The following is a 25703-nucleotide window of genomic DNA, read 5'->3' on the forward strand; positions in this document are numbered from 1 at the left end:
AAAAGGTGCGATTCTCCTAATGGAATCGCACCTTTTCACTTAAAGTATTTTTTTATTATGAACAGTCAACTGAATATCTGCTACATTGTCGATAAAATTTTTATCATGTGTGACAAAGATTATTGTTCCCTCATAAGCAGCTATAAATTGTTCAAGGGCTTCGAGTGCTTGAATATCTAAGAAATTAGTTGGTTCATCCAACAGCAAAATATTATAATTTCCTAAAAATAGCCGACAAAGCTGAAGGCGTATGGCCTCACCACCACTAAGTGTGGTAATTTTCTTTTGTAAATCAGTGCCAGCAAACTGCATGGAATGAAGTACGCTTCGTAATAAACTTTCATCATATTCAGAGCGATTCTTTAAAAATTGTAGCACTGTTTCCTCACCAGCAAATTGGTAGCTCATCTGATGAAAATAACCTATTTTAGCCTTTGGAGAAATAGTTATTCCCTCACCAGTATTAGCTATATGTTTTAGTAATGTACTTTTACCACTACCATTTTTACCCTTAAGCGCAATTTTTTTACCTAACGGGATTTGGAAGCTGACCTCGTGTAATAGTACCTTATCTTGAGCATATAAAGTGAATCGATCTGCCATAATGGGATACTTATTATGCAATGCCAAGGCTTTTGATTGCCGAAAAACAATTTTTCTTTCCTCCTGCACCGCTTCTACTTTTTGAAGCTTCCCTATCCGATGTTCGATAGCTTTTGCTGCACGCTGTACAGCTTTTTGACTTGTGCCTTTGGACTTTGTCATAAACATACGATTAGGTTTAGCGTTAGCCTCTCTTTTAGACATATTGCCTGCCTGAGCAATCTTTTTAGCTTTTTTCATTTTTTCATCTACAGCTTTTTCAAGTCTGCTCTTTTCTTTCAAATATTGATCATGAGCCTGATTTTGTTGATCTTGCTCTAATTGCTTTTGCATGGCATAATTGCTGTAATTTCCTGAGTAGATCGTTACCTTACCACCATCTACCTCCCATATCGTTGTAACCAGCTCATCTAGTACAGCACGATCATGGCTGATGAGTATGAGGGCCCCATAATAATAACGTAATTCATCTAATAAAAATGAAATTCCAAGTTGATCCAAATGTGTTGTCGGCTCATCAATAAGCAAAGCTTCCTCATAAGAAGTAAATAATTGTGCTAGCTTTAATCTTGTTTGCTCTCCACCACTTAATCCTTCAGAATACGTAGGTACTGCTAATTTCCCTAATAACTGTGGATCGGCCTCTATTAACGTTGGTGCCTTCATCTGTTCAAAATATCCGAAATGAACATGACTTTTCAATTTCCCACTTATCGGTTGTATCTTGCCAGCAAGTAACTTCATCAACGTACTTTTACCTACACCATTTTTGCCAACGATACCTATCCGGTCAAATTGATGCACAGCTAATTTTTCAATATTTAATAGTTCTTTATCTAAATAAGTAACGACTACATTCTCTAACTCAAAGCAAACCTTTTCCATATTGCTACCTCCCGAAATTGATCATTCCGTATCGATAGCGATGGTATCGATACGAGCTTTTAATCAAAGCTCGTATCAAAAGAATAATAGACTATACATTTCACTTTCCTCCCTACATTCAATAAAAAAACACAGACAATTTGCCTGTGATGTAAAGTAAAAGAGATTGATTGTAAGACAAGCGTCTTTTTTCTCATGATGATGAAGATGATTAAAAAAGGACAGACTATCCCATTTACTCTGGTGTACAAAACAGAGTTTGGCCCTATTCAGTTACTGGTTCAACATTGGGAAACGTAGTCTCATAGCATGTGTCATTTTTTAATAACCCTCCTAGCAGTGTTACGACTATTATAAATTTTAGCTATAATATGTCAAGTTTCCAAAGTTCTCTCTAAAGACACACTAATTACTGTCGATATATCACAAATGAACATTCCAAAAAGTATATCATTTGGTGAAAACCTGATATAGTATGGAATTTAAGAAAAAATAAAATTTGATTTGGTGGTGTTATGTGAATGAAGAAATACGTTATCGATATTTTAATGATTATGCTTGGATCACTGCTTTTTGCCCTAGCAGTTAACTTATTTGTTATTCCTAATGATTTAGGTGAAGGTGGCGTAACAGGCTTAACGATTATTGCTTATTATCTGTTCGGATGGTCGCCAAGTATTGTCAGCTTTGTTATGAATGCAGCTTTACTTATCGTTGGTTATAAATTTTTAAATAGACAAACAACAATTTATACAATCATAGCGGTCTCATTCCACTCTTTATTTTTACATTTAACAGAAACGTGGTCTATTTCTTCAGATGAGATTATCGTCAATACAATTTTTGGTGGCGTATTTGCAGGAGTCGGTATTGGCTTAATTATAAGAGTTGGTGGTACAACAGCAGGTTCTACAATTTTAGCGAGAATCACTAACAAATATCTTGGATGGAGTATTAGCTATGGACTTTTATTCTTCGATTTAATTGTTGCTTTTTCATCTTATTTTATCATTGGTGCGGAGGCATTAATGCTAACAATTGTTATGCTGTATGTTGGTACAAAGGTAATGGAGTTTGTTATTGAAGGGGTTAACCCTAAAAAGGCAGTTACCATTATCTCCAAAAAACCAGAAGACATTGCTGGACAGGTAACTGCTTATATGAATCGTGGGGTAACTGTACTATCAGGTCATGGTTATTATACAAAGGAACAAAAGGAAATCCTGTATATTGTTATTAGTAAGCAAGAAGTTGTAAAGCTTAAAAAAATTGTCAAGGAAGTAGACAAGGACGCATTTATTGCCATTCATGATGTAAGGGACGTTTTCGGAGAAGGCTTTATTGAATTAGCAAAATCATAAAACAGTCAAAACACCTTTTGTAGATAACAACAAAAGGTGTTTTATATTGTTGAAAAAGATTTCACTAGCAGAAAAAGAACCTTTGGCAAAGCGAAGGGTTGATTTCCGTTCCCCAATTAGAAGTAGCTTGGAACGGATATTCATTTTCACCTTTCACAAAAATTCTATTGGTGATTTTGTTTTTCTATTTACCTATTTCTATCAATCTGTAAGGAGCTTTCGATAATACTGTCTAATAGTGCTGAATAGCTGATCCCCGCTGCAAGGGCACTTTTTGGTAGGAGGCTATTTTGCGTCATGCCAGGCAATGTATTAACCTCCAACACATAAGGAACGCCATCCTTAATTAACATATCTACTCTTGCATAGACAGTGCATCTTAAAGCCTTGTAACTGATCATCGCAGCCTTTGCAACTCGGTCGTGAATTGCAAGTGGTAGTTCCACAGGCTCCTCTACTGTAGAAGCATCGTCATATTTTGCCTGGTAGTCAAAAAATACTGCTGTATGTTTGATTGACAGGATTGGCAATAGCTGTTCATTAAGGATGGGGCATGTAATTTCTTCGCCAATCAAGTACTGCTCAATAATGATTTCGTTATCCCACTTAAATACCTCTGTAACTGCAGCTAATAAGGCACTCCGGTCATGGACAATTTGAACACCCACACTAGAACCACCAGCATTTGGCTTAACTACAAGTGGATAACCCATAAGCTCTATATCCTGTAAGGGCAACTCCTCTCCTTTTATGAGATGCACCCAATCTGGCGTTGCAACACCTTCATATCGAAGGATTTTTTTAGCCATATTTTTATCCATGCACAAACTACTTGCTAGAAGACCGCTTCCTGTATAAGGAATACCCAACGTTTCTAGCACCCCCTGAATCGTACCATCTTCCCCAAACTTACCGTGAAGTGCTAACAAAGCCACATCAATATCACCCACCTTGTCAATTACCTCTTTGTTGTTATCTAATGTGATGGCCACAACTTCGTATTTTTGCTTATCTAATTGAGTGACCATTTCCTTACCTGTCATAATGGAAACCTGCTTTTCAGAGGAAGTACCACCCATAATTACGCCAACCTTCATTTTTTCAACTCCTCATAACGTTTTTCAATGTATCACCAATGATTTGAATACCTCGAACAATATCGTCATCTGCTAAACGAGAAAAGCCTAAACGAAATGTATGACTACCTCTTCCATTTGTATAAAATACATCACCTGGATAAAATACCACGCCCTTGTCATAGCATTTCTCAAGCAACAATCGTGCATCTACGTCCTCTTTTAGTTCTATAAAAAGGTGAAGCCCCCCATCCCCTGTTATCCTGCTATAGGGAATGTATTGCATACAAGCTTGACGGGCAAGCTCATATTTTTTCTTGTAAACAAATCTTGCTTTCTTTAAATATTTTTCAAAGTAACCATCCTGTAAATATTGATATAACACTGCCTGATCCAGTGTTGATGTATGAATTGTTCGAGCTCTTTTCATACTTTCCAAGCTATCAATTAACTCCCTATCTGCTAAAATCCAGCCAACACGTAAGCCAGGGAAAAGAATTTTAGAAAAGCTACCAATATAGACAATGTTATTACCTATACCGCTAAAAGCGATTAGTGGTGCCAAATGCGAGCTTGAATACCTTAATTCCTCATTAAAGCCATCTTCTATAATGGGTATTTGATATTTGGAAAAAAGCTGAAAAATAGCACTCCTTTTCTCGGAGGAAGTGACAATTCCTGTTGGATTATGATAGGACGGGATAAGATAGGCAAAATCAAAGTCCTTATCTGCTAATGTTTTTTCCACCTGTTCCATGTCAATCCCGTCATCTTGCATATCGATGCCATGTACGTCTAACCCATGCAAACGGAAAAGCTTCAATGCTGCATGATGTGTAGGATTTTCACATAGTACACGCCCTGATTTTTTAGCTAAAGAGGACAATAAAATATCTAGACCTTCTGTAAAACCATTTGTAATTAAAATATCTTTATTAGAAATGTCCACACCTTTCATCTCCATATAGCTAAGAAGGTGGTCAATTAAGGGCTTATAGCCCTTGGCATAGCCATAGTTTAAGACAATATCTCCTTCAATGGACATCCTTGTGAGAAATGCCCTTTTGAAATTTTCAACATCAAAAAGCTTTTCTTCTGGAGCTATACTAGTAAATGAAATCATGCCTTTTTTCCAGTGTATATCTTGTCGTATTAAATCAATTTCATCAGCTAATAAAGTTGTTTCATTCAGCCTTTGTTTCCAATCTATTTCAATAGAAGAAGTTTTCAATGTAGTAACCTTTCCGATAAAATGCCCTTTTCCTTTCACTGCATAGATGATGCCATCTAGCTCTAATTCGGCATATGCGTTCAGCACCGTGTTTCTACTGACCGCTAATAACTTACTAAGTTCACGGGTAGATGGAAGCTTTTGATGTTCCAACAGATGCCCCTTGACAATCATGTCTTGAACATAATCCTTCAATTGTACATAAACTGGTCGTTCATCCATAAGCTTAAAATCACTAAACACTTCCTAACCCCCTTGCTTCATTTTTGCATAAACCCTGATAACCAAAAAGGTCCACACATTATGTAATTTCCTGTTAGAGTGGTTGCTCTTCTTTCTATCATATTTCAATATGGTCATAAGCATAAAAAGAAAACTCCTCTTTTGAGAAATATATCAGCAAAAAAGGAGTTTTATTATTATTTTAAAATATCATCCAGACCGTTTTCCTTTTTATCAGGACATACTAAGGACACCACAACTCCAACAATTAAGCAAATAAAGAATGTCGCTGCCTTGGCTGACACTACAGCCTCCATAGGTGACAGGGACCATACAATCGCACTAATAAAACCGACAATAATTGTAGCAATAACCCCAATGCCTGACACACGTTTCCAGAAAAAGATTAAAAGGATCACAACCGAAAATGTATTGCCAATCCCTGCCCATGCAAAGGATACTAAGCTATAAATTACAGAACCTGATTTGAGTGAAATCATAATACCCACAATCCCACTAATAACAGCCACTAGACGCGAAAGGTGAACTAATTTTTTGCTAGAAATATTCCAACGTAATGTTTTATGAATTATGTCCTCACTTATCGATGTTGTGATGACTAACAATTGAGACGAAGCCGTTGACATAATAGCTGCTAAAATACCAGCCACAATAATTCCTGCAACCCAAGGCGGTAAAATTTCAAATACCATATGTGGCAATATCATTTCAGGATCTTCAATAGAACCTTGCTTATACAAAGTTGAGGCGAAAATCGCAGATAAAAAGGCACCCACATAGACAATTAATGTCCAAATAATCGCCATATTACGGCCAGTAATTCGCTCTTTTTCAGTCGTAATAGCCATAAAGCGAGAGCTCAATTGAGGTTGCCCCCCAAGCCAGCCAAAGAACCAGGATAGATTTGTAAATAACATCGCCCCTAAGGCAAGTCCATTTAAGCCTCCAACCCAACTATCTGCACCATTGCCCATTTGAGCTAGCTCTGTTGAAATGCTTAAACCTTGATGTTGAATTTCCATATAAGCAGCAATTGGAACAATAACAAACGAGATCAGCATTAAAAAACTTTGGATTGTATCTGTCCAAACAACGGACATAAACCCCCCCATACATGAATAGGCAATTATTATTGCTCCAATAATAATTGTTCCCCATGTGATGTTGAATCCTGAGAATGAATAAATCGTTTTACCCATCCCAGAGAATTGAGCTGCTAAATAGCAAACAAAGAATAATACCATTACTGCAGAAGCTAACCAACGAATTATATCTGCGTGCTTTGGAAATTTAACAGCAATATAATCTGTTAGGCTATTCACCATATATTTTTGTTGCTCTGTCATAAAGCGCTTTGATAAAAATAGCCATGACACAACAACGCCTAAAAGCATGCCAGATAAAATCCAAATGCCTGACAGCCCAGCCACATAAATAAAGCCAATTGCCCCTAAAAACATATAGGCGGATTCACCCGTTGCGCGCTCTGAAAAGGCTAACGCCCAGCCCGGTAGTTTATTTCCCCCTAGAAAGTAATCATTATGTGATAAATCTTTTTTACTGAAGTAAATCCCTACTCCTAGCATAGCGAGTAAATAGACAAATATTTCAACATAAACAATTGTATGCATATACCCAAAGTCCTCCATCTGATTAATCTAAACAATCCCAATTGGTTTTATCAGATAATAGTTCGGGTTTTTTTAATTGTCAATAACTAATTTTGTAAAAAGGAGGCAAAGTATTTCGATATTTCTACAAACTTCAAAGCTCCTGGAGAAAGATGAATACTGTGTTTGTGTGCAATTCCAACCTGTCTAACATATGCTTGATAAAATTTTTTTCTAATCAGGTTACTTGGTGCATGTAGTAAAAGGGAGTTGGGCACAACAGAAATGCCTAAATTTTCATTGACCATTGTCAAAATGACTTGATCAACTGATAATTCATAGACTACATTGGGATGGATTTTATGTTTAGCTAAAATCCTTGATACATCTCGATCAATCGTACGTTTAGGCATAATCCAACGTTCATCCTGCAATTGCTCTAGAGAGAGCCTTTCTTCCTTCGCCAATGGATGTTCCTGTGCCATAATGCAAACAAGCTCATCATTAAAAATCGCATCGAATACAAGATATTTAGAATTTGGCTGCACTAAAAAACCGATATCTACAACGCCATTATGAAGCCATTCTTCGATTTGATCATAATCTCCCTCCATCAAACGTATTTCTAGGTCTGGATAATGCTGTTCGAAATACGCTAAAACCTTTGGTAATAAGACCAAGGAAACACTTGGTAGAATACCAACCGATAACATCCCACCAATGAGATTCTTTAAATTTGCTACAGAGGTTTCAAGCTGCTGTTGTTGCTGCAATATTTTTGAGATGTGTTCGTAAACAATTCTCCCCTCACTCGTTAAAACAATATTATTGCGGTTTCGAATAATTAGAGAAAGCCCTAATTCTGCCTCTAAATTACTAATCGTATGACTGATTGAAGACTGTGTGAGATTGAGCTTTAAGCCTGTTTCTGTAAAATTTCCTGTATCGATAAGTGTATGGAACGCAATATATTGTGCTAATGTAGCCATGCTATTCTGCTCCTTTTATGATTTTTTTTCATATTCGATTGTGTAAATATTCATTTGATTTAAATTACTAGCCACCTCTATAATAAAAATAAAATCCAAGTAAATCAATATGATTTGTTAATGAGGGGGCTCATAAAATGGCAGAGGACAAATTAATGATGAAGGCTTTATCTATGGACATAATTACCGCAAAAATGTTTACAGAATTACATCTCTCCATTACAGAGCAGTATGGCGAGCATGGTCGGAGATTAGTACAAAAAGGCTTAGATGCGTTTGGTTTAAAGGATGCTGAAGCAATGGCGAAAAAAGCAACAGCAGAAGGGGAAAATCATACTTTCTTTGAATACTTACCCCAAATCGTTGTAGGTGAAGAGAAATTTGCCGATTTAACACCGTTTGCTCGATTTTCTAAAATGTTTGCACAGATTGCCAAGCAAGTTGTAGATGAATATGGTGAAGCTGGTGAACAAGTGATTATGCGGGCAGTAGAACGTTTTGGTCATAAACGAGGCCAAGGTATTGCTCAACGTGCTCGCACAAACGGTCTAGAAAATTCCGTGGAGCATTATTTAACTAACTATGATATGGGTCGTAGTGATTTGTTTGAAATCGATACAGTTTATAAGGAAAATGAGGTTGAACAAACGTTTACTCACTGCCCATTAGGTCAACAATGGGCAGATGATGATATGGGTAAATACGGCATTTTGTATTGTAAAGTCATCGACCCCTCTATTGCTAAAGGGTACAATAAAAGCCTAGAGGTGGTACATGATCAATTTGTTTTACGTGAAGGACAGTGCCACTTCCAATTCCAAATGAAAGAGTGATGTCATGATTAACGGAGTTAGGCTCGTACAGCATCTTCAAGACTTAAGTCAAATTGGTCGTAATGAAAAGACAGGTGGCATTAACCGCTTCTCGTTCACACCAGAAGAAAAGCAGGCAATTGAGTTAGTCACAACTTATATGGAGCAAGCAGGTATGAATGTCACAATCGATGCAGTTGGAAACCTTATTGGTACATATGGTGAAGGAAATGAAACCATTATGCTAGGTTCTCACATCGATACAGTACCAGAGGGTGGCAAATATGATGGAGCATTAGGGGTGCTAGCAGCTATTGAAGTGGTACATACTATGCATGAGCAACAGTTGATACCCTCTAAAAAAATTCAAGTCGTCGCTTTTAAGGATGAGGAAGGCACGAGATTTGGCTTTGGGCTTCTTGGCAGTAGTGCAATGGCTGGTCTTTTAACAGAGGAGCAATTACAGCATACAGATGAAGCTGGCATTTCCATCGAAGAAGCCATGAAAGATTTCCATTTATCACCTTATCCTTTAACACAAGTGCATCGTAATGACATAAAAGCTTATTTAGAAATGCATATCGAGCAAGGAAAAGTGTTAGAAAATGAAGACCTACCAGTCGGTGTTGTCACAGGTATTGCAGCCCCATTATGGCTAGAGGTAACCGTAACGGGTGTCAGTGAACATGCTGGTGCAACACCTATGCCGATTCGTCAGGATGCTCTAACTGCAGCAAGTGAAATGATTTTAGCTATTGAGCAACTATTAAACAATACAACAGATTCCGTTGCAACGGTTGGTAAGCTAACGGTCTCTCCAAATGGGACAAACGTTATACCAGGTAAAGTTACGTTCTCGATTGATCTTCGTGATATTGACGAAAATAAAGTAAGTGCATTAGAGCAGGAAATTATGCAACAGCTTCAACAAATTGCTGAACGAAGACATGTCTCATTGGCTTCCAAAGTATTACAGCGCATTAAGCCTGCAAAAACCGATGCCTTACTACAACAGCAACTTACTACAAGTATTGAAAAGCAAGGTATACGTCCTTATTCTCTCATAAGTGGTGCTGGGCATGATGCAATGAATATAGCTGAAATTGCCCCGATTGGAATGCTATTCGTCCGCTCGAAGGACGGCATTAGTCATAATCCATTAGAATACAGCTCAGATGAGGATATTGTTGTAGCAACTAATATTTTTTATGATACTGTTGTCGAACTCTCTAAATAGCCCATAATATAGAAGAAAGCCATTCTCTAAATTGTTGAGAGTGGCTTTTATAGAAAGTCTTTATTCTTCGCCTTAGCAATAGTATTTTGAATGAACGGTTCCTTTTTCTTGGTATAGGTTTGGCGATCATACTGAAAGTGAACAGCAAGCTGTTCTTTTAACGTTTCATATTCATCCGCCGTTTGAGCATTTAATCGAAGATAATCTCGGAACAGACATTTGTCAATCCATTCACTACTGTTATATTCACATATATGTAAATGACATGTTCCTTGGCCCCATAGCCCTTTTCTAAAAAATCTTCTTCTATCCATTAGCTCAGGTTTAGGAACATATTCATACCCAATTATTCTTAAAGCCTCTATTAATTCCGAGACTCCTTCTATCCTTTGGACTCCTAGAAGAATATCAATAATGGGCTTAGCCTTTAAACCTTTGATAGATGTGCTACCTATGTGCTCAATCCCTAATATTGCAGGACCAATAGCTTCTTGTATACTCCTTTTTTCATCTAAAAATTGTCCTTCCCAATTTGGATCATAGTCAGACAATACCACTTCAATTTTTTTCATGTGTCATTCACCTCACTTTTTTGAAATAAGCCAACTATAAATAAAGCGTATTTACCTTAAAATAATAAATCTATTTCGTTTTTAAATTTCCCTTTATATAAGAAGATCTCTCTATATTTGATTGAACTGGTTTCATTTTAGCATAAGGAATATTATCTCTTTTAATATGATATAGTGTAATTATGGTTAATTTTCCAAAATAATTGAAAGGGGCTATAAAATGGAAGAGATTTTAACAATTACGAATTTAACGAAGAGTTATGGAAACAAGGAAATTTTGAAAGGGATTGACCTTCACGCAGCTAGAGGTGAAATCATCGGTTATATCGGTCCCAATGGCGCGGGTAAAAGTACAACTGTAAAACTTATTCTAGGGCTAGAAGGTGATTATGGTGGCGAGATTAAGCTCTTTGGGAAAAGCATAGGACAAGACCAAATTGATTATAAACGGCGAATTGGTTACGTCCCTGAAATCGCTGATGTTTATGATAACTTAACAGGCTATGAGTATTTAACCTTCATCGGCCAGCTATATGGATTAGAGCTAGAGGAGGCGGCTGACAAATCCAAATCACTAATGGAACTGTTTGGAGTTGGTGAAGCATACCATTCTAGAATTTCTTCCTATTCTAAAGGCATGCGTCAAAAACTACTAATTATTGCAAGCCTTATACATAATCCAGACCTGCTATTTTTAGATGAACCAATCAATGGCCTAGACGCAAACAGTGTCATGATTTTTAAAGAAATCTTAACGCAACTAGCTGCCAATGGAAAGACTATATTTTACTCATCACACATTATGGATGTCGTTGAAAAAATCAGTAGCCGCATCATTTTGCTGTATGATGGAAAAATTGCAGCGGACGGAACATTTGCCCAATTACAAGCAGATAATACTGAAGGAACATTAGAAAGAATTTTTAACCAGTTAACAGGATTTCATGAACATCAGGAAATCGGAGAAAAATTTGTGTCCGTCGTTCGTGGGGGACAATTATGACAGATTTCAAAACGCTACGATTGCTTGATAAGTTCCGATGGCTTTTTATAAAAATGGGCATTGATTATGACATGATGAGAAAAATCCTCCATATAAAATTAACAATGGATGAACGGAAAGTACCTACCCTATTTAATCAAAACAAAAAGAAAGACAATCAAAAGTATGGCTACATTAAGTCTCTATGGATTTATATGTTATTCGGGCTTATACTCATCCCGCTTATGGGATTTGGTCAAAATTTTCTATTTCAGATGAGTATCGCCTTTGCAATGATCATCTTTTTGATTATGACTTCATTGATTTCTGACTTTTCTTCTGTGCTTTTAGATGTACGAGATAAAAGCATACTTTCAACTAAGCCTATTTCAGCTAAAACAATTAATGCAGCAAAATTTATGCATATTTTTATTTATTTATCCTATTTAACATTGGCCCTAACAGCCATCCCTCTAATAGTCAGCCTTTTTACTCAAGGTATTGTGTTTTTTATTTTAACAGGTCTTGAGATTCTATTAATGAATTTATTTATAGTTGCCATCACAGCCATTTTATATATTGCCATTTTACGCTTCTTCGATGGTGAAAAGCTGAAGGATATGATTAATTATGTACAAATCGCTTTATCTCTAATGCTGATGATTGGCTACCAAGTTCTTATTCGATCCTTTGAATTTGTCAATTTAGATATGGTAGTGTCGTTTCATTGGTGGAACCTCTTCTTAATACCGATGTGGTTCGCTGCCCCTTATGAACTCATACTGCATGGTGACACATCCTTATTGACCGTCATTTATACCATCTTAGCAGTGATTGTACCTATTATTTCGATTTGGATCTATATTAAACTCATACCAACCTTTGAACGCAATCTCCAAAAACTGCTAAGTACAAGTAAGTCTAAAAAGGAAAAGAACAATCGACTAAAGTCGTTTTTATTAACCATTGTGTGTAGAACACACGAGGAACGAGCTTTCTATCGCTTCGCAGCTCTGATGATGAAGCAAGAGCGAGAGTTTAAGCTAAAGGTCTACCCATCTTTAGGCTTTTCATTTATTATTCCCTTTATTTTCATGTTTACTTTTAGCAGAGGGGAAGAAGTCGATTATGCTAGTAGTATGAGCTATTTAAATATCTATTTTAGTATGATGATTATACCATCCGCTGTCCTTATGCTTGGTCACTCTGCTAAATATAAGGCTGCATGGATTTATAAAACGCTACCGCTTAAAGATTATACAGATTTACAAAAAGGTAGCTTAAAGGCATTTTTAATTAAATTGTATACTCCGTTATTTTTAGTACTAAGTATAGTCTTTAGCTATATTTATGGTATTCGAATTATCCCTGATTTACTAGCTGTTTTGGTAACAAGCTGGTTATATACCATCCTTTGTTTCGTCATGATGACAAACAAATTACCCTTTACCAAACCCTATGATGAAGTTAATGATGCACAAGGCTGGAAGATTCTTTTGTTATTGCTCCCTTTAGGTTTACTTGTAGGGCTGCACTATATAATAGCTAGTCAGATAACATACGGCTCTACTATATATTTCATTGTGCTTTTCTTCATCAACATCTTGATATGGAAACTGGTTTTTAAATCGAAAAAATAAACCAAAAAACGGCTCAAATCCTATAATAGAGTGGGATCAGCCGTTTTTTCCATGCCATGATGTTTAAAAGATAAATGCAACGATTTCTTCCTCACCGCTTTTCATATCTTTTATTTTATACATATTTTGATTGACCTCGTTATCTCCTAATACAATAACCTTCGGTGTGTTTTCACGATTGGCTTTTTCCATCGCCTTTTTCACTTTTTTCCCACTTAGCTCAACTTCTATCTTATATTTTTCTCGCCGTAATGCAGTTGCTAGCTTTAGTGCCTCTTTTTCTGTTCCCAGAGGAATAATATAAATATCCACGCTATGAGCGTTTTGCTCTATTTTTCCCGAAAGCTCTAGTGCTGTATAGATGACATCTAAACCAAATGAAATACCAACAGTAGCATAGGTTTGATTTGTCTCTAAAAGGCCACCAATAGCATTGTCATAGCGTCCCCCACTACCAATACTTGAGCGGATTGTTCCATCTGCTAAAAAAATTTCATAAATTGTTCCTGTGTAAATTTCAAGTCCCCTCGCTAAAAATGGATTGAAAATACATTGGTCACTTATTTCAAGTGCCTCTAAATAAGAAGTTAATTCCATTAATTCCTGTAAACCTTGTTGTAAAAAGACATTCTCGGTCGCGAATCCTTCAAAATACGCCATACTTATTTGAGGACGTTCATCTAAAAAGTGCTTTATTTTATGAATACTATTATCTGATAACCCCAATGCCTTCAATTCTGCGAGCATTGTTTTCTCGTCTATTTTTTCAATCTTATCTAATGTTAAAATAACTCGATTCATTTGTTCCTGTTCAACCTCAAATAATTGCAGTAAACCAACTAAAAGCTTGCGATTATTATATTGGAGATTAATTTTAAGTTTAAGCTGATCAAAGGCATCTATCGCCATCATCATTAGCTCCGCCTCAGCAGCCTGTGATTCTACCCCAACAATATCTACATCACATTGTGTAAATTCGCGAAAACGACCAGCCTTGATGGGGCCATCTCGAAACACTTTGCCAATCTCATATCGTTTAAATGGCATAGCAATCGCTGGATTCATCGCTACAACTTTTGCAAATGGAATTGTTAAATCATAGCGTAACGCTAAATCTCGCTCACCTCGATCTGTTAATGTATACATCTCCTCTAAAATCTCAGCACCACCAGCATATTTAGAAGCCATCAACTCTGTATAGTTAAGAATAGGTGTTTCTAACGGCTTGCAGCCATAGGCTATAAATGTATCTTCTAACGTACGTCGTATCACACGACGAGTAGCCTCTTGCTCTGGTAAATAATCTTGTGTTCCTCGAACATTCTGATAGTCCATTTTTTTCATCATAATCTCCTCCTCATTTTTTGAGCAATAAAAAAACCGTATAACGATAAAGCTTCAAATCAGCTTTATTTATACGATTACATGAGAAATAGTCTTCCTATTCAATATTAATAAGTTAATAAGGATAGCAAGACTAGTGATGATGATGTTTTATTGTGAATGATTGGACAAGAGTAATGACCATGTTTATTCCCCCTTTTATATTAAGGGTTACTATAAGACACACCCAATAGAATGTCAAATTTTTTCTAAAATTCACACAGTATTTTTTTCATTTTTTCTAGAGTAGCTAACATTTCAGCTAACTCTTCAGTTGTTAAGTGAGCATGGTACTTTTCTGTAATCAGTTGATTAAAGGCTTCGACTTCCTGTTTATATAATAGACCCTTCTCACCTAATTCGACAGAAAAGGCACGCTTATCCTCCTCATGCTGCCTTTTCATTATATAGCCATCCTGTTCAAGCTTGGTTAATTGCTGACTCACTGCACTTTTTGTAATAGCCATTTTATCTGCTAGTTCTGAAGGCGAGCAGGATGGATGACGCATTACTAATGTTAAAAGAACATATTGCTGATTATTTAAGGAGAAATTAGTATAAGCCCTTTCCATTTTCTCAAGCATGATCCAAATATCTTCAATGGTTTGATTTATTTGCTCTGCTACCTGGTTATTCTTCATTTTTTTGAGTGTCACCTTTTTCTCGCCATTTTTTAGGATTTAGATAGCTTTTAAATTTGTTGGCTACTTCTTTTCCAACAAGTAAAGCACCAAGCCAAAATAAGATTTCAGCCATAATAATACTTCCTGGTATAATCCCTGCCTTTACTTTTGTAGGTATCGGTGTGAAAGGTGTAATAATTGGGATTAACCATAAAGAAAGTGAAAAGATAATAATGCCTAATCCAAGCTTATAAGCAAAAGATTTTTGTGTTCTTTCGTTAGAGGTCATGTATCTTCTCCTGTAATAATTAATTTATTTAAGTTAACTAAACTATATGATACATTTCTTTTTATGTAAAGCTTTTTAATCTTTATAACAAAAATTCCCATCTATTTGACTAGTGAGAGTCAAATAGATGGGATTACTAATTTAGTTATTTTCCAAATGTAAGGGGTATACGTAGCTCATCATTTGGCTTGTTAGTTAAATATTTATAAATGAGAATTTCTAGCTCCTCCTTGTCAAAATTCTCATAAACATCCATTCTTTTATTATTTTCAAGAATGCCCATAAATTCAGGCGTCCCATAGATTTCTTCTTTACCCTCTAAATAATAGGTTTGATTGACTCCAGCAAACCCTGGATCAGGGCTTAATGATTCCACATAAAGGTTATTGTCCTTCATATAATACGTCCATGAAATTGGATACCCTGCTATATTAGATGTTACACTTTGATGCTTTGCTGATATGTTCGTTAATTGGATTGAATTATCGTCTCCGTATAAACCTTCAACACGGTTCTTAGCAACGAAAGTTAAAGGTTGATTTTCCAAAGAAGCTGCATTTAGTCCAACTATTTCAAAGCGCAGCTCTGTTTCATTAGGATTTCCAACTTTACCCGAAATATATCCAGTCAATAATGTTCCACCTATATCCAGTTGATAATCCATATAAGGGAAAGTTTCGTATTTTTCTTGAGTAAGAACTAATCGAACTTGGGTCGGTGTAACCGTCATTTCATGAATTTTAGTGCCACCAGGCACATTGTCAATTGGAATATCTAATACTTGCTTAAATGATGTATTTTCCAGTTGTGTTTTAGAGAGATTTAGTTGCATATTCCAAGTGCTTTCTTTTGTTTCTAGTATGCGGTTATAAGAAATTTGGAATTTAGTTCCCTCTTCTTGTAAGGCTTCAGACTCGAATAGTTGCTGACTAAAATATTCTCCTTTTGCTCCCTGTCTTCCCATGAAAGATTTTTTCCCTGTTTCAATTGAATGATTCGTATTATTAATCGCCTCAATGAATATCCCTGTATTTCGGACTTTTAAATCTGTAAGTGTAACTGCCGTTTTAAGCAATATTTTACCCTCATCTTGTGCAAAAGATTGAATAGACACTGTGTCAACTCCGTCCTTTTGAATAGGGAACACTTGCGTAGTTAAGTCATTTGGATTATAGTCGATAGAATATTTTTTATCGCTGATGAATTGAATATTCTCCATCATAAGCTCCACATCTGTCATCTGTCCTTCAGCAACCCAATCCGTTTCAAAATAACCCTGAAAGGTACCAAGCTCCTCATTCCAAGAATGTGTATAATTCCCTTCAATAAAGTTACCCTTTGAATCTTTAAGCCCGGTATGTTCAAAGCCTATATCCTCTCCATCCCAAGAGGCATCAGGTTTCAAACTATACAAAAGAAAGGTTCTGTTATCATCGATAAACGCCGTATGTACGGTCAACGTAAACCCATCCTTCGTAACAGATTGTTCAATCGTCTGCCCTAAGCCCTGGTCTAATGCAGACTGAATACCAGCTCTATAAGATAGAATAGTTGACCAATCATAGTTCAGTGCTGCATAGACAGGTGTAGCCATTAGAGCGACAGCTAATCCTGCAACTAAAACAAATCTCTTTCTTTTTCGAGGTAGAAGTTCGATCGGTTCATTTACCATTTTTAGTTCATCCTGCTGGATACCATTCCACATTTGTTCAAAGTCAGGATACTTCATGTTATGGTCTGCGTTCATCTCTTTTTTCAATTTCTTTTCAATGCGTTCCAAATTGATTCTCTCCCTTCAACCATAAATTTTGTTTTTGTTCTAGTTTTTTGCGCATGATTTTCAATGCCTTATGGAGTCTCGATTTCACCGTTCCCACTGGAATCTTTAGCGTTTCCGCAATTTCCACTAATGATAGCTCACCAATGTAGCGGAGGGTGACAACAGCCATTAACTTTTCTGGTAGCTGTCTGAGTAGTGCCTCCCACTCCTCCTCAGCTGCCTTCTCCAGTACAATGGTGTCTACAGATTTAACTGATGCCGTAGTTTGCTCCTGTAGCAACTGTACCTGACTCACTTTTTTTAACTGAGCCTGCTTTCTTTTAAGCAAATTTAAACATTGATTCATCGCAATCCGTAAAATCCAAGCACGTGTATGCTCTACACTTCTCCAATCCTGACGAAAGACGGTGACAAATACATCATGGCAGAGATCTTCCGCATCTTGGGCATTCCGTAGCATGTAATAACAGGTACGGTAAACATCTTTGTTGTATGAATCGAATAATTCACGTTCTGTCAATCCAAGGCACTCCTTTCTGATGGTTCTACGTTATAAACAAATGACTACTTGAAAAGGTTCATTTTTTTAAGAAATTCATATACGTACTTTTTTAATTTAGTGTTTATGTAAAAAGATCCAGTTAATGTGCAAAAAAAACAGATGGCAATAGAGGTCCGTTATGGAACATCTAATCCATCTGTTTTTGGCTATTGGGAAATGGTGAGCGAAGGCAATATCATGAATCACATTTGATTCTTCTAGAAACTAATTTTAAACTTCACCTTTTTTTCGTGCTGTCATTTCATCTTTCATTTCATCTTTTAAAGCTTCAATTGACTGTTTACGTCGCTTATTTTTTTCCTTTAGCCTGTTACTTTCTAGAGGATCTGCAAATTCCATACTAATTTCTGCTTCCTGCACTTTCTCCTCAGTATTTTTAACAATATCACGAATGCGTTCAACATTATTGGAGCGATCATCTGATTTTCGATGTCTTGAATTAGCCATGTTAACCTCCTCAAATTATGACATAAGGTTATTTTGGAATGATTTTATCATTATATGAGTGCTAACTTTTACTAAAATAACATCCTTTAAACGCTATCTATCCAATAATTCTACCTTCATTAAAAGCAATTAAGTTTCCACCTGACAGGATTTTTAAACAATCTCTTCCTTCAAACCTTCATAGGCAGATTTTGAATGCATCAATACATATAAAACTATGGAGAGGAAAATAGCTACAATTCCAAAGACAATGCAGACCATTTGTAGGGAGAGCCATTCCGCTAGCAACCCTAAGGCTAACGTAAAGACAATCTGTAGCACATTAATGACCATCGTTGAAACACTACCAAAACGGCCCATAATTGATGTCGGTACACTTATTTGATAAAAGGTGCTGTAGCCCGCATTACAAAATGACATACATACTCCTAATGCTATAAAGCTAATAATCGCCATTGTCACATTCGGTGAAGAGTAAAACAATGTATAGCAAAGTGTGGTCAAAAGCAGACCATAGACAATATATTGTCTTGTTGAAAATCTTTTAGCATAGCGAGCAGCCATTACTCCACCAATAATAGCTCCAAATCCAGCGATACTAACGATGACACCATATAGACTATCCGAAGCTTGAAGGTTTTGTTTAATAAATGTAGCTTCCTGTGAGTCTAATGCAAAGGCAATCATCAAGGCAACTTGAAAATAAAGAAATACTTTGGCAAAAACATACTCTTTTTTAATATAAGCGTAGACAATACCATAATCCTCTTTTAGCATCCTCCAAGTAATGGGTTTTCGGTGCATATTCTGATGATCTTCTACTGTGGGAAGCTTAAAAATGGAGAGCGCGCAGATAAAGAACGTCAATGCATTAAACCAAAACGCTACAGATACATCGGAAATGGCAATGATAAACCCAGCCAATGCGGGCCCAATTAAAAATGAGCCTGAGCTAAACATTCCTAATATGGCATTAAAGGATTGTTTATCTTCATCTGGTATATATTTCGAAATATAATAGGTACTACTTGGCCCAAAAAAGCTACTTGCTATATTAGATAAAAATAAAACGCAATAGATGAGCCAAAGAGAGGACGTAAAAGGTAACAATAAAATCAATATGCCACGAATAATATCACTATAAATCATTAATTTTTGTTTATTCGATCGATCAATGATGGAGCCTGCAAAAAAGCTTGTTAAAATTCGAGCAATCGGTCCTACAATAAATATACTCGCCATAGCAGTAGGCGATTCTGTTAAATGCCAAACTAATAAATTGAGGGCGACTAGATTCACCCAATTTCCTAAATACGAGAAACCAAAGCCAAATAGAATGAGCCAATACTTCTTAGCAATGCTCATAAGTCCCCTTTCTATCACCTAAATGAATGATTGGTCTTTTTTGACATAAAAGTATTCCTTTAGATAATCATATCTATTGAAGAATATCGGTGCAACTAAAAATAGCAACCCTTAGCTAAGTTCATAGCTTTGGGTTGCCTTTTTAGTTAGTTGAATCTCGATCGATTAATATCGGTTTGAAGCGATATAGTCTTTGGTCATCATCAGCTAGATGTTCTTTTTTTATTTTTGCTAAGAGCAATGATGCCGCTTTCTGTGCCATTGGTAAAATGGGTTGTTGCAATGTTGTAATGGAAGGTGTTAAAAAGTTGGCATATGGTACATCATCCACAGCGATTACTTGTACATCATTAGGCACATGTATGTTTCTTTTTTTAATATAAAGCATTAATTCTTGAAAAATACGATCATTTGCCGCAATGATTCCCCTGGGTGGTTGCTCCAATGTAAATAATTGATTAAAAATCTCTGTCATCTCAGCTGGCTCACCATTTTTTATATAGCGCTCATCAATCAACAGATCCCTATTTCTGAGCGCTTGACGAAATCCTTCTAAACGTTCGACACGAGGAGTAATCGGTAAGGCTAAAGAAGTAGTGATAAAGGCTATTGGTTGCTTTCGAAATGTCCCCACTGCCGTATCCATGGCAGAAAAATTGTCAAGCAACACTGCAGGAATATCTACTCCCTCAATAAAACGGTCAATAAAAACGATTGGCATTGCTTGTTGATGAAGTCTTATGTAGAGATTTTTGTTTTCTCCTGTTGGAAAAACGATTAAGCCATCCACCTGTTTTTCTAGTAAAGTTTCGATATGCTTTTTCTCTTTTTTAGGGTTATCCGCTGAGTTACACACAATCATATGAAAGCCTTCTTTATCGAACTCTGCTTCCAATGCATTTATTATTTTTGTTGAAAAGTCATGGATAATATTTGCCACAATAATACCAATTGTAAAGGTAGATTTCTGTTTTAAGCTACGAGCCATTAAATTCGGACGATATTGCAATGCTTCAATAGCCTCTTCAATTTTCTTACGAGTTTCTGCACTCATATATTCATATCGCTTATTCAAATATTGCGATACTGTACTATTCGAAACATTTGCATATTGTGCAACATCGGCAATTGTTGTTTTTTTCACTAAAATCAATCTCCTACCTATAATATGAAAACTCTCCTTGGTATTATGTAGCATAGCATACTTTACTGGTTAAATTAACTAGTCAAATAGTTATAGACTTGTTCAGGTAAGTCAATTCCCTTATCCATTGTTTCCACACTACGTTTCTGTTCAATTTCACCAGGCACTAGTACCTGATCAAAATTTGGTGCGGTTGGCGCATCATGTAATTCGTTCATCATTTGTGAGATATTTGCTTTGAATTGATCTACATCTCCAAAAATATTTGGATCTAATACATATAAATATTGTCCTAGATTACGTTTCTGTTCGTAATCACCATACATTTTTGAAATGTGTGGACCAAAAGCTGCACTTGCTAAAATTCCAGAAAGAACATCTACTACAAGTGCCATACCATATCCTTTTGGCCCTGCAAACGGTGTTAAAGATTTTACTTGGTGTGGGTCTGTAGTTGGTGCTCCTTGTGCATCAACTCCCCATGTATTTGGAATTGTCTCCCCTTTTTCACGTGCATATAGAATTTTCCCTAGCGCTACATTGCTTGTTGCCATGTCCAAAATAATCGGTTTATCGTTGGTTGGAAAACCGTAAGCAATTGGATTCGTACCAAAGTAAGGCTCTTTTCCGCCAAAAGGAACAACTGCGGAGTCCGTTTGAGAGCACATAATAGCAATTAAATTTTCACTCGTGGCTTGTTCAAGAAAATAGCCGAGTGCCCCACAATGGCTACTCTCTTGAATAATCGTTGTACATGAGCCATGTTCCTTAGCCACTTTAATGGTTTCATCCATCGCTTCCTTACAAATAACATGCCCAAAGCCATTATCTCCTTTAAAAAGAAGGTGATTTGTGCCTCTTTTTTCTACTGAAAAATGAGGATTTTTCGTTATGCCACCTGCCTGTAAACGTGTGATATAATGCTCCACGCGCATAACACCGTGAGAACTGACACCTCGTAAATCGGCATAAATCAAAACATCTGCTACTTGCGCTGCTGTTTCAGCTTCAACACCTTCAGTTGTGAATTTTTGAACTACTATTTTTTTTAATGCTGGTACAGAAATATTCATTGAAAATCCTCCTCATTATTTAAAATAGATTTGTGCTTTATTTGTGTTGTATTGTTTCGCCTCAAAGTAAGAAATCGCTTCATCGAATGCAATATGCTTCGTGACATAGCCTTTCTTTATAGCTCCTGACTGCATGTAGTTCATAACCGTCTCAAAATCTTCTAACGTAGCATTACGGCTGCTTTTCAATGTTAATTCCTTTGAATGAAATTCAGGATCATTAAATGTAATAGTTTTCTTCATTAAACCAATAAACACTAATGTCCCACTATTTTCTACGTATTGAAATGAGGATTCCATTGATTGTTGATTGCCTGTTGCATCAAAGACAACCGTAGGAAGTTCACCATTACATTTTTCTTGTAACTGCGCCATTATGTCATGGCTACCAACAATCACACCATCCGCTTCCGACCATGCCTGTCCTTCTTTTAAACGTTCTTCGTTCAAATCCATTAATATTGTTTTTGCACCGCGTAACTTAGCAAAACGTGCTGCTCCTAATCCAATTGGCCCTGCACCGATAACAAGTACCGTATCATTTTCTGTTAGTTCCGAACGACGTACTGCATGGGCACCAATAGCTAATGGTTCCACAGTAGCTAATTGGTCACCTGACACAGCATTATCAGTAATTACAATACTGTCATCAACTACGATATATTCGCCCATACCACCATCCATATGTACACCTAATACTTTCAAAGATTTACAGCAGTTTGTTTGACCTCGACGACATGCAGCACACTCTCCACAATGGATGTATGGAATAACTGTTGCACGATCTCCTACTTGGATGTCCTTAACTGCTTCACCGACTTCTTCCACAATAGCAGCTAGTTCGTGGCCTAACACTCGTGGATAACTAAAGAATGGTTGTTCACCTGCAAAAGCATGTGTGTCTGTTCCACATACACCAATATGCGTGATTTTTAATAAAACATCATGACTTCCTTCAATACTAGGCTTGTCTACTTCACGTTCCACCATTTGAAACGGTTCATTAATGATTAATTGTCGCATGCTATTGCCTCCAATAAACTAGTAATTGTAGATAATTGCTGAATAACCTCTGCTGCATCACACTGGAAATATTGTTCGATAAATTGTTGCATTGGCTCTGACTGACCTTGTTCAAAATAGTTATGGATTTCAGTCAGTTTTTCAATAATTTGATCAGATTCACGCACGGAAAAGCGTGTTGGATTCATTGCATATATCCCTATTGCTAAAGCTTGATAGTATATTTCTGTTTCAGCGTAAGGGGCAATACGTGTTTGCCACTTGGATAACTCATTTAATTGAATATCATATAGCTGATGCTCAATAAATGGGTTTAAAAAACGTTCAAAGACATCTTGCTGATAGTGCTCATCCACTTGGAAGCGTTGGGTAAAATCGTTTGTTATTTTTTCAATAAAGGCTCGAACACCTGCATGAGAAAATGCCTCTCTTACAGTTTTATAGTTAAAAATCTTGCCGAATGCTGAAAGCAAAATATGACTACCATTTAAAATGGCTACTTTGCGTTTTCGATACATGTCTAAATCATCAAAGACAAAAGGGAAATCATGACTTGTTGGCCAATGTTTAAATGGCTCTTTTTGATCAATTACAAATAAGAAATACGGTTCACAAACTGTGTAAAGGGCATCCTCCCCCTGATAATCCTGTGGATAACCTGTTACAATACGGTCTACAAGTGTATTACAAAAAGTTAACGTCGCAAGCCAATCATTAAATGCTGTAGGCAACTTCCAGTCTTTAGCATGCTGTAGACAAATTGTTTTTAATGTAGAGCCATTCTGTTCTATTAATTCCAAAGGCACAATTGCCACTTGTTTTTCACCTTGAAAATGTTTGTAATATTGTTCTAGAAAGACGGTTAACTTTGCTGCATAGCTTGTTGGACAAGCCGTTGGATAAGGAATATTTTCATAATAAATCCCTGCCTCTGTTGTATTAGACACAATCATTTCTAATGTCTCAGACTGTGCATATTGTAAAAATGTAGGCCAGTTCTCATATGGATGAATAGTATCTTGAATAATCTTAACAGTGGTTTCTTCTTCTACGACCTCACCGTTTTTTAGCCCACGTTCCATCACAGTGAATTGCAGCTGTTGTTCTTCTAGCAGTTTAACTGTTTTTCCTCTTGCTGTTGCTGCGACAGAAACAATACTGCAAGGGACTTGTAGTTTTTCAACTGCTAGGTCAAAAAAGCCTCTGATAAAATTCCCATCACCTATTTGCATAATTTTAATAGGATGTTTCATGTCATTTCTCTCCTACATCGTCACGCCATCTTTAAAAATGGCGATTTCTTTGAATCCATATTTCTCATTATTCGTTTGCACTTCACCTGAAGCTAGCGCTACTATATAATCCATAAATTCATCGACTAATATATCCATCGGCTTCCCATCCACTAACTGCCCTGCGTTAAAGTCAATCCAATTTTTTTTTCGTTCATAAAGTGGTGTGTTTGTTGAAATTTTGACTGTTGGTGTAGGTCCTCCAAAGGGTGTTCCCCTACCAGTTGAGAAAAGGACGATTTGGCAGCCTGTTGAGGCCAGTGCTGTTGTTGAAACAAGATCATTTCCTGGACCGTTTAGTAAATGTAGCCCCTTTGTTGTCATACGTTCGCCATAATCAAGCACTTCTTTTACCTCTTGAAAGCCCCCTTTTTGTATACAGCCAAGTGATTTTTCTTCCAATGTTGTTATTCCACCCGCTTTATTTCCTGGAGAGGGATTTTCATAGACAGGTTGATTATATTTCATAAAATACTGTTTAAAGTCATTTACTAAATGCACAATATCCTCAAAAACAGAGGCATCTTTTGCACGTTCCATTAAAATCTGTTCAGCACCAAACATCTCTGGAACTTCCGTTAACACCGTTGCACCTCCAGCTGAGATCAACTGGTCAGAAAATACACCAATCATCGGATTAGCGGTAATGCCAGAGAAACCATCACTACCACCACATTTCAAACCAATTTTCAGTTCTGAAATAGGTAATGTTTGTCTGTCAAATGTCGTCACATAGTCAAAGGCTTTTTCAAGCAGTTGTTGACCCTCTTCCATTTCATCTGCTGATTCTTGAACATTTAAAAAGGAAACGCGTTGTTCATCATAATGACCAATTGTTTTCTTAAAGAGCTCAATATAATTGTTCTCACATCCTAGCCCTAATACAATGACTGCCCCTGCATTAGGGTGATGAATTAAATTAGCTAAGATTTTTTGTGTATACATTAAATCATCACCAAGTTGTGAGCAACCATATGGATGAGCGAAATGCTGTACACCATCAAAATTGTCAGCCTTCAATAATTGGTTGCCTAACTTCGCCAAGTTTTCAGCTACTTTGTTAATACATCCAACAGTATTAATAATCCAAATTTCATTTCGAACACCAACCTGACCATCTTTTCTACGATACCCTTTGAACATGCGCTGTGCATGACGAGACTCGGCTACGGGATGTGTTTTTGGATTAAATTCATAGCTTAATTCACCCGATAAATTGGTTTTCATGTTATGGGAGTGAACCCAGCCACCTGCTAGGATTTCTTCTGTCGCATGACCAATTGAAAAACCATATTTCGTGATGTGTGCATCTTTAGAAAGAGTCTTGATGGCAATCTTATGCCCACGTAGTACTTGTTGCTGTAACGTTATTTCCTTTCCATCCAATGGAAGTAAAAAGCCTTGAGGAAGATCACTCAAGGCTATGGCAACATTGTCCATCGGATGAATTTTAATAACTGATTGATTGTTCATTTGAATCC

At 36.6% G+C, this 25703-nt stretch carries 24 protein-coding genes; 5 read left to right on the plus strand and 19 right to left on the minus strand.

Annotation, left to right across the window (positions count from 1 at the left end):
* Window positions 1-39: 39 nt before the first annotated feature.
* Both EW028_RS11800 and EW028_RS26065 read right to left on the minus strand, forming a co-directional pair.
* On the minus strand, window positions 40-1488 hold the full coding sequence (locus tag EW028_RS11800) for an Msr family ABC-F type ribosomal protection protein (protein WP_131521005.1): 1449 nt from the start codon (window positions 1486-1488) through the stop codon (window positions 40-42).
* 273 nt (window positions 1489-1761) lie between these two features.
* The gene (locus tag EW028_RS26065) at window positions 1762-1806 is read right to left on the minus strand and encodes an erythromycin resistance leader peptide (RefSeq protein WP_112118014.1); all 45 of its coding nucleotides are present in this window, start codon (window positions 1804-1806) and stop codon (window positions 1762-1764) included.
* A gap of 203 nt (window positions 1807-2009) precedes the next feature.
* On the opposite strand from EW028_RS26065, the gene EW028_RS11810 reads away from it, so the two are divergent.
* Entirely contained in the window at window positions 2010-2849 is an 840-nt protein-coding gene (locus EW028_RS11810) for a YitT family protein (protein WP_036079667.1), read from the plus strand.
* Window positions 2850-3037: 188 nt separating this feature from the next.
* Here EW028_RS11810 and EW028_RS11815 read toward each other — a convergent pair whose 3' ends face one another.
* The 4 genes from EW028_RS11815 to EW028_RS11830 all read right to left on the minus strand — a co-directional run bounded on the left by EW028_RS11815 (window position 3038) and on the right by EW028_RS11830 (window position 7998).
* Complete coding sequence (locus tag EW028_RS11815; RefSeq protein WP_131521006.1) at window positions 3038-3946, minus strand: D-alanine--D-alanine ligase; 909 nt, start codon at window positions 3944-3946, stop codon at window positions 3038-3040.
* 4 nt (window positions 3947-3950) lie between these two features.
* A complete protein-coding gene (gene pdxR, locus EW028_RS11820; protein ID WP_131521007.1) occupies window positions 3951-5399 on the minus strand; it encodes a MocR-like pyridoxine biosynthesis transcription factor PdxR in 1449 nt (482 codons plus the stop codon).
* Window positions 5400-5575: 176 nt separating this feature from the next.
* The gene (locus tag EW028_RS11825) at window positions 5576-7030 is read right to left on the minus strand and encodes a sodium/proline symporter (protein WP_131521008.1); all 1455 of its coding nucleotides are present in this window, start codon (window positions 7028-7030) and stop codon (window positions 5576-5578) included.
* A gap of 86 nt (window positions 7031-7116) precedes the next feature.
* Entirely contained in the window at window positions 7117-7998 is an 882-nt protein-coding gene (locus EW028_RS11830; protein WP_131521009.1) for a LysR family transcriptional regulator, read from the minus strand.
* 137 nt (window positions 7999-8135) lie between these two features.
* Here EW028_RS11830 and EW028_RS11835 point away from each other — a divergent pair, with 137 nt between their 5' ends.
* Both EW028_RS11835 and EW028_RS11840 read left to right on the plus strand, forming a co-directional pair.
* Entirely contained in the window at window positions 8136-8831 is a 696-nt protein-coding gene (locus EW028_RS11835; protein ID WP_131521010.1) for an L-2-amino-thiazoline-4-carboxylic acid hydrolase, read from the plus strand.
* A gap of 4 nt (window positions 8832-8835) precedes the next feature.
* A complete protein-coding gene (locus EW028_RS11840) occupies window positions 8836-10047 on the plus strand; it encodes a Zn-dependent hydrolase (RefSeq protein ID WP_131521011.1) in 1212 nt (403 codons plus the stop codon).
* A gap of 47 nt (window positions 10048-10094) precedes the next feature.
* Here the strand turns inward: EW028_RS11840 and EW028_RS11845 are convergent, their stop codons facing one another.
* Window positions 10095-10619 (minus strand): GrpB family protein, encoded by a 525-nt coding sequence (locus EW028_RS11845; RefSeq protein WP_131521012.1) that lies wholly within the window; start codon window positions 10617-10619, stop codon window positions 10095-10097.
* 220 nt (window positions 10620-10839) lie between these two features.
* Here EW028_RS11845 and EW028_RS11850 point away from each other — a divergent pair, with 220 nt between their 5' ends.
* Both EW028_RS11850 and EW028_RS11855 read left to right on the plus strand, forming a co-directional pair.
* Window positions 10840-11622 (plus strand): ABC transporter ATP-binding protein, encoded by a 783-nt coding sequence (locus EW028_RS11850; RefSeq protein ID WP_066037934.1) that lies wholly within the window; start codon window positions 10840-10842, stop codon window positions 11620-11622.
* Window positions 11619-13241 (plus strand): hypothetical protein, encoded by a 1623-nt coding sequence (locus tag EW028_RS11855; RefSeq protein ID WP_066037933.1) that lies wholly within the window; start codon window positions 11619-11621, stop codon window positions 13239-13241. The genes EW028_RS11850 and EW028_RS11855 overlap by 4 nt, the downstream gene beginning before the upstream one ends.
* A gap of 63 nt (window positions 13242-13304) precedes the next feature.
* On the opposite strand, the gene EW028_RS11860 is transcribed toward EW028_RS11855, so the two are convergent.
* The 12 genes from EW028_RS11860 to EW028_RS11915 form a co-directional block, all read right to left on the minus strand.
* Window positions 13305-14585: a histidine--tRNA ligase gene (locus tag EW028_RS11860; protein WP_131521013.1), complete on the minus strand. Its 1281-nt coding sequence runs from the start codon at window positions 14583-14585 to the stop codon at window positions 13305-13307.
* 248 nt (window positions 14586-14833) lie between these two features.
* Window positions 14834-15265: a MarR family winged helix-turn-helix transcriptional regulator gene (locus tag EW028_RS11865; protein WP_131521014.1), complete on the minus strand. Its 432-nt coding sequence runs from the start codon at window positions 15263-15265 to the stop codon at window positions 14834-14836.
* A complete protein-coding gene (locus EW028_RS11870; protein WP_131521015.1) occupies window positions 15255-15536 on the minus strand; it encodes a transporter suffix domain-containing protein in 282 nt (93 codons plus the stop codon). The genes EW028_RS11865 and EW028_RS11870 overlap by 11 nt, the downstream gene beginning before the upstream one ends.
* A 145-nt stretch (window positions 15537-15681) precedes the next feature.
* Window positions 15682-17316 (minus strand): DUF4179 domain-containing protein, encoded by a 1635-nt coding sequence (locus EW028_RS11875; RefSeq protein WP_131521016.1) that lies wholly within the window; start codon window positions 17314-17316, stop codon window positions 15682-15684.
* Window positions 17303-17836, minus strand: coding sequence for an RNA polymerase sigma factor (locus EW028_RS11880; protein WP_048393966.1), 534 nt, complete (start codon window positions 17834-17836; stop codon window positions 17303-17305). Before EW028_RS11880 ends, EW028_RS11875 begins: the two co-directional genes overlap by 14 nt.
* Before the next feature lie 252 nt (window positions 17837-18088).
* Entirely contained in the window at window positions 18089-18325 is a 237-nt protein-coding gene (locus EW028_RS11885; protein ID WP_131521017.1) for a small acid-soluble spore protein Tlp, read from the minus strand.
* 153 nt (window positions 18326-18478) lie between these two features.
* Window positions 18479-19690, minus strand: coding sequence for an MFS transporter (locus EW028_RS11890; protein WP_131521018.1), 1212 nt, complete (start codon window positions 19688-19690; stop codon window positions 18479-18481).
* A gap of 142 nt (window positions 19691-19832) precedes the next feature.
* Complete coding sequence (locus tag EW028_RS11895; protein WP_131521019.1) at window positions 19833-20834, minus strand: LacI family DNA-binding transcriptional regulator; 1002 nt, start codon at window positions 20832-20834, stop codon at window positions 19833-19835.
* A gap of 74 nt (window positions 20835-20908) precedes the next feature.
* On the minus strand, window positions 20909-21907 hold the full coding sequence (allD, locus tag EW028_RS11900) for an ureidoglycolate dehydrogenase (protein ID WP_131521020.1): 999 nt from the start codon (window positions 21905-21907) through the stop codon (window positions 20909-20911).
* Between the two features lie 15 nt (window positions 21908-21922).
* Entirely contained in the window at window positions 21923-22930 is a 1008-nt protein-coding gene (locus EW028_RS11905) for a zinc-binding alcohol dehydrogenase family protein (RefSeq protein ID WP_131521021.1), read from the minus strand.
* Window positions 22918-24183: a mannitol dehydrogenase family protein gene (locus tag EW028_RS11910; protein WP_131521022.1), complete on the minus strand. Its 1266-nt coding sequence runs from the start codon at window positions 24181-24183 to the stop codon at window positions 22918-22920. Before EW028_RS11910 ends, EW028_RS11905 begins: the two co-directional genes overlap by 13 nt.
* A gap of 12 nt (window positions 24184-24195) precedes the next feature.
* Window positions 24196-25695 (minus strand): UxaA family hydrolase, encoded by a 1500-nt coding sequence (locus EW028_RS11915; RefSeq protein ID WP_131521023.1) that lies wholly within the window; start codon window positions 25693-25695, stop codon window positions 24196-24198.
* Window positions 25696-25703: the final 8 nt, after the last annotated feature.

Source organism: Lysinibacillus sp. OL1 (assembly GCF_004332175.1).
GTDB lineage: Bacteria > Bacillota > Bacilli > Bacillales_A > Planococcaceae > Lysinibacillus > Lysinibacillus capsici.

Bases quoted from the DNA above. Each gene is read 5' to 3' on its own strand.
- EW028_RS11800 (WP_131521005.1), bottom strand. From the start codon at position 1,488: ATGGAAAAGGTTTGCTTTGAGTTAGAGAATGTAGTCGTTACTTATTTA.
- EW028_RS11810 (WP_036079667.1), top strand. From the start codon at position 2,010: ATGAAGAAATACGTTATCGATATTTTAATGATTATGCTTGGATCACTG.
- EW028_RS11815 (WP_131521006.1), bottom strand. From the start codon at position 3,946: ATGAAGGTTGGCGTAATTATGGGTGGTACTTCCTCTGAAAAGCAGGTT.
- EW028_RS11825 (WP_131521008.1), bottom strand. From the start codon at position 7,030: ATGCATACAATTGTTTATGTTGAAATATTTGTCTATTTACTCGCTATG.
- EW028_RS11830 (WP_131521009.1), bottom strand. From the start codon at position 7,998: ATGGCTACATTAGCACAATATATTGCGTTCCATACACTTATCGATACA.
- EW028_RS11835 (WP_131521010.1), top strand. From the start codon at position 8,136: ATGGCAGAGGACAAATTAATGATGAAGGCTTTATCTATGGACATAATT.
- EW028_RS11840 (WP_131521011.1), top strand. From the start codon at position 8,836: ATGATTAACGGAGTTAGGCTCGTACAGCATCTTCAAGACTTAAGTCAA.
- EW028_RS11845 (WP_131521012.1), bottom strand. From the start codon at position 10,619: ATGAAAAAAATTGAAGTGGTATTGTCTGACTATGATCCAAATTGGGAA.
- EW028_RS11850 (WP_066037934.1), top strand. From the start codon at position 10,840: ATGGAAGAGATTTTAACAATTACGAATTTAACGAAGAGTTATGGAAAC.
- EW028_RS11855 (WP_066037933.1), top strand. From the start codon at position 11,619: ATGACAGATTTCAAAACGCTACGATTGCTTGATAAGTTCCGATGGCTT.
- EW028_RS11860 (WP_131521013.1), bottom strand. From the start codon at position 14,585: ATGAAAAAAATGGACTATCAGAATGTTCGAGGAACACAAGATTATTTA.
- EW028_RS11865 (WP_131521014.1), bottom strand. From the start codon at position 15,265: ATGAAGAATAACCAGGTAGCAGAGCAAATAAATCAAACCATTGAAGAT.
- EW028_RS11870 (WP_131521015.1), bottom strand. From the start codon at position 15,536: ATGACCTCTAACGAAAGAACACAAAAATCTTTTGCTTATAAGCTTGGA.
- EW028_RS11885 (WP_131521017.1), bottom strand. From the start codon at position 18,325: ATGGCTAATTCAAGACATCGAAAATCAGATGATCGCTCCAATAATGTT.
- EW028_RS11890 (WP_131521018.1), bottom strand. From the start codon at position 19,690: ATGAGCATTGCTAAGAAGTATTGGCTCATTCTATTTGGCTTTGGTTTC.
- allD (WP_131521020.1), bottom strand. From the start codon at position 21,907: ATGAATATTTCTGTACCAGCATTAAAAAAAATAGTAGTTCAAAAATTC.
- EW028_RS11905 (WP_131521021.1), bottom strand. From the start codon at position 22,930: ATGCGACAATTAATCATTAATGAACCGTTTCAAATGGTGGAACGTGAA.
- EW028_RS11910 (WP_131521022.1), bottom strand. From the start codon at position 24,183: ATGAAACATCCTATTAAAATTATGCAAATAGGTGATGGGAATTTTATC.
- EW028_RS11915 (WP_131521023.1), bottom strand. From the start codon at position 25,695: ATGAACAATCAATCAGTTATTAAAATTCATCCGATGGACAATGTTGCC.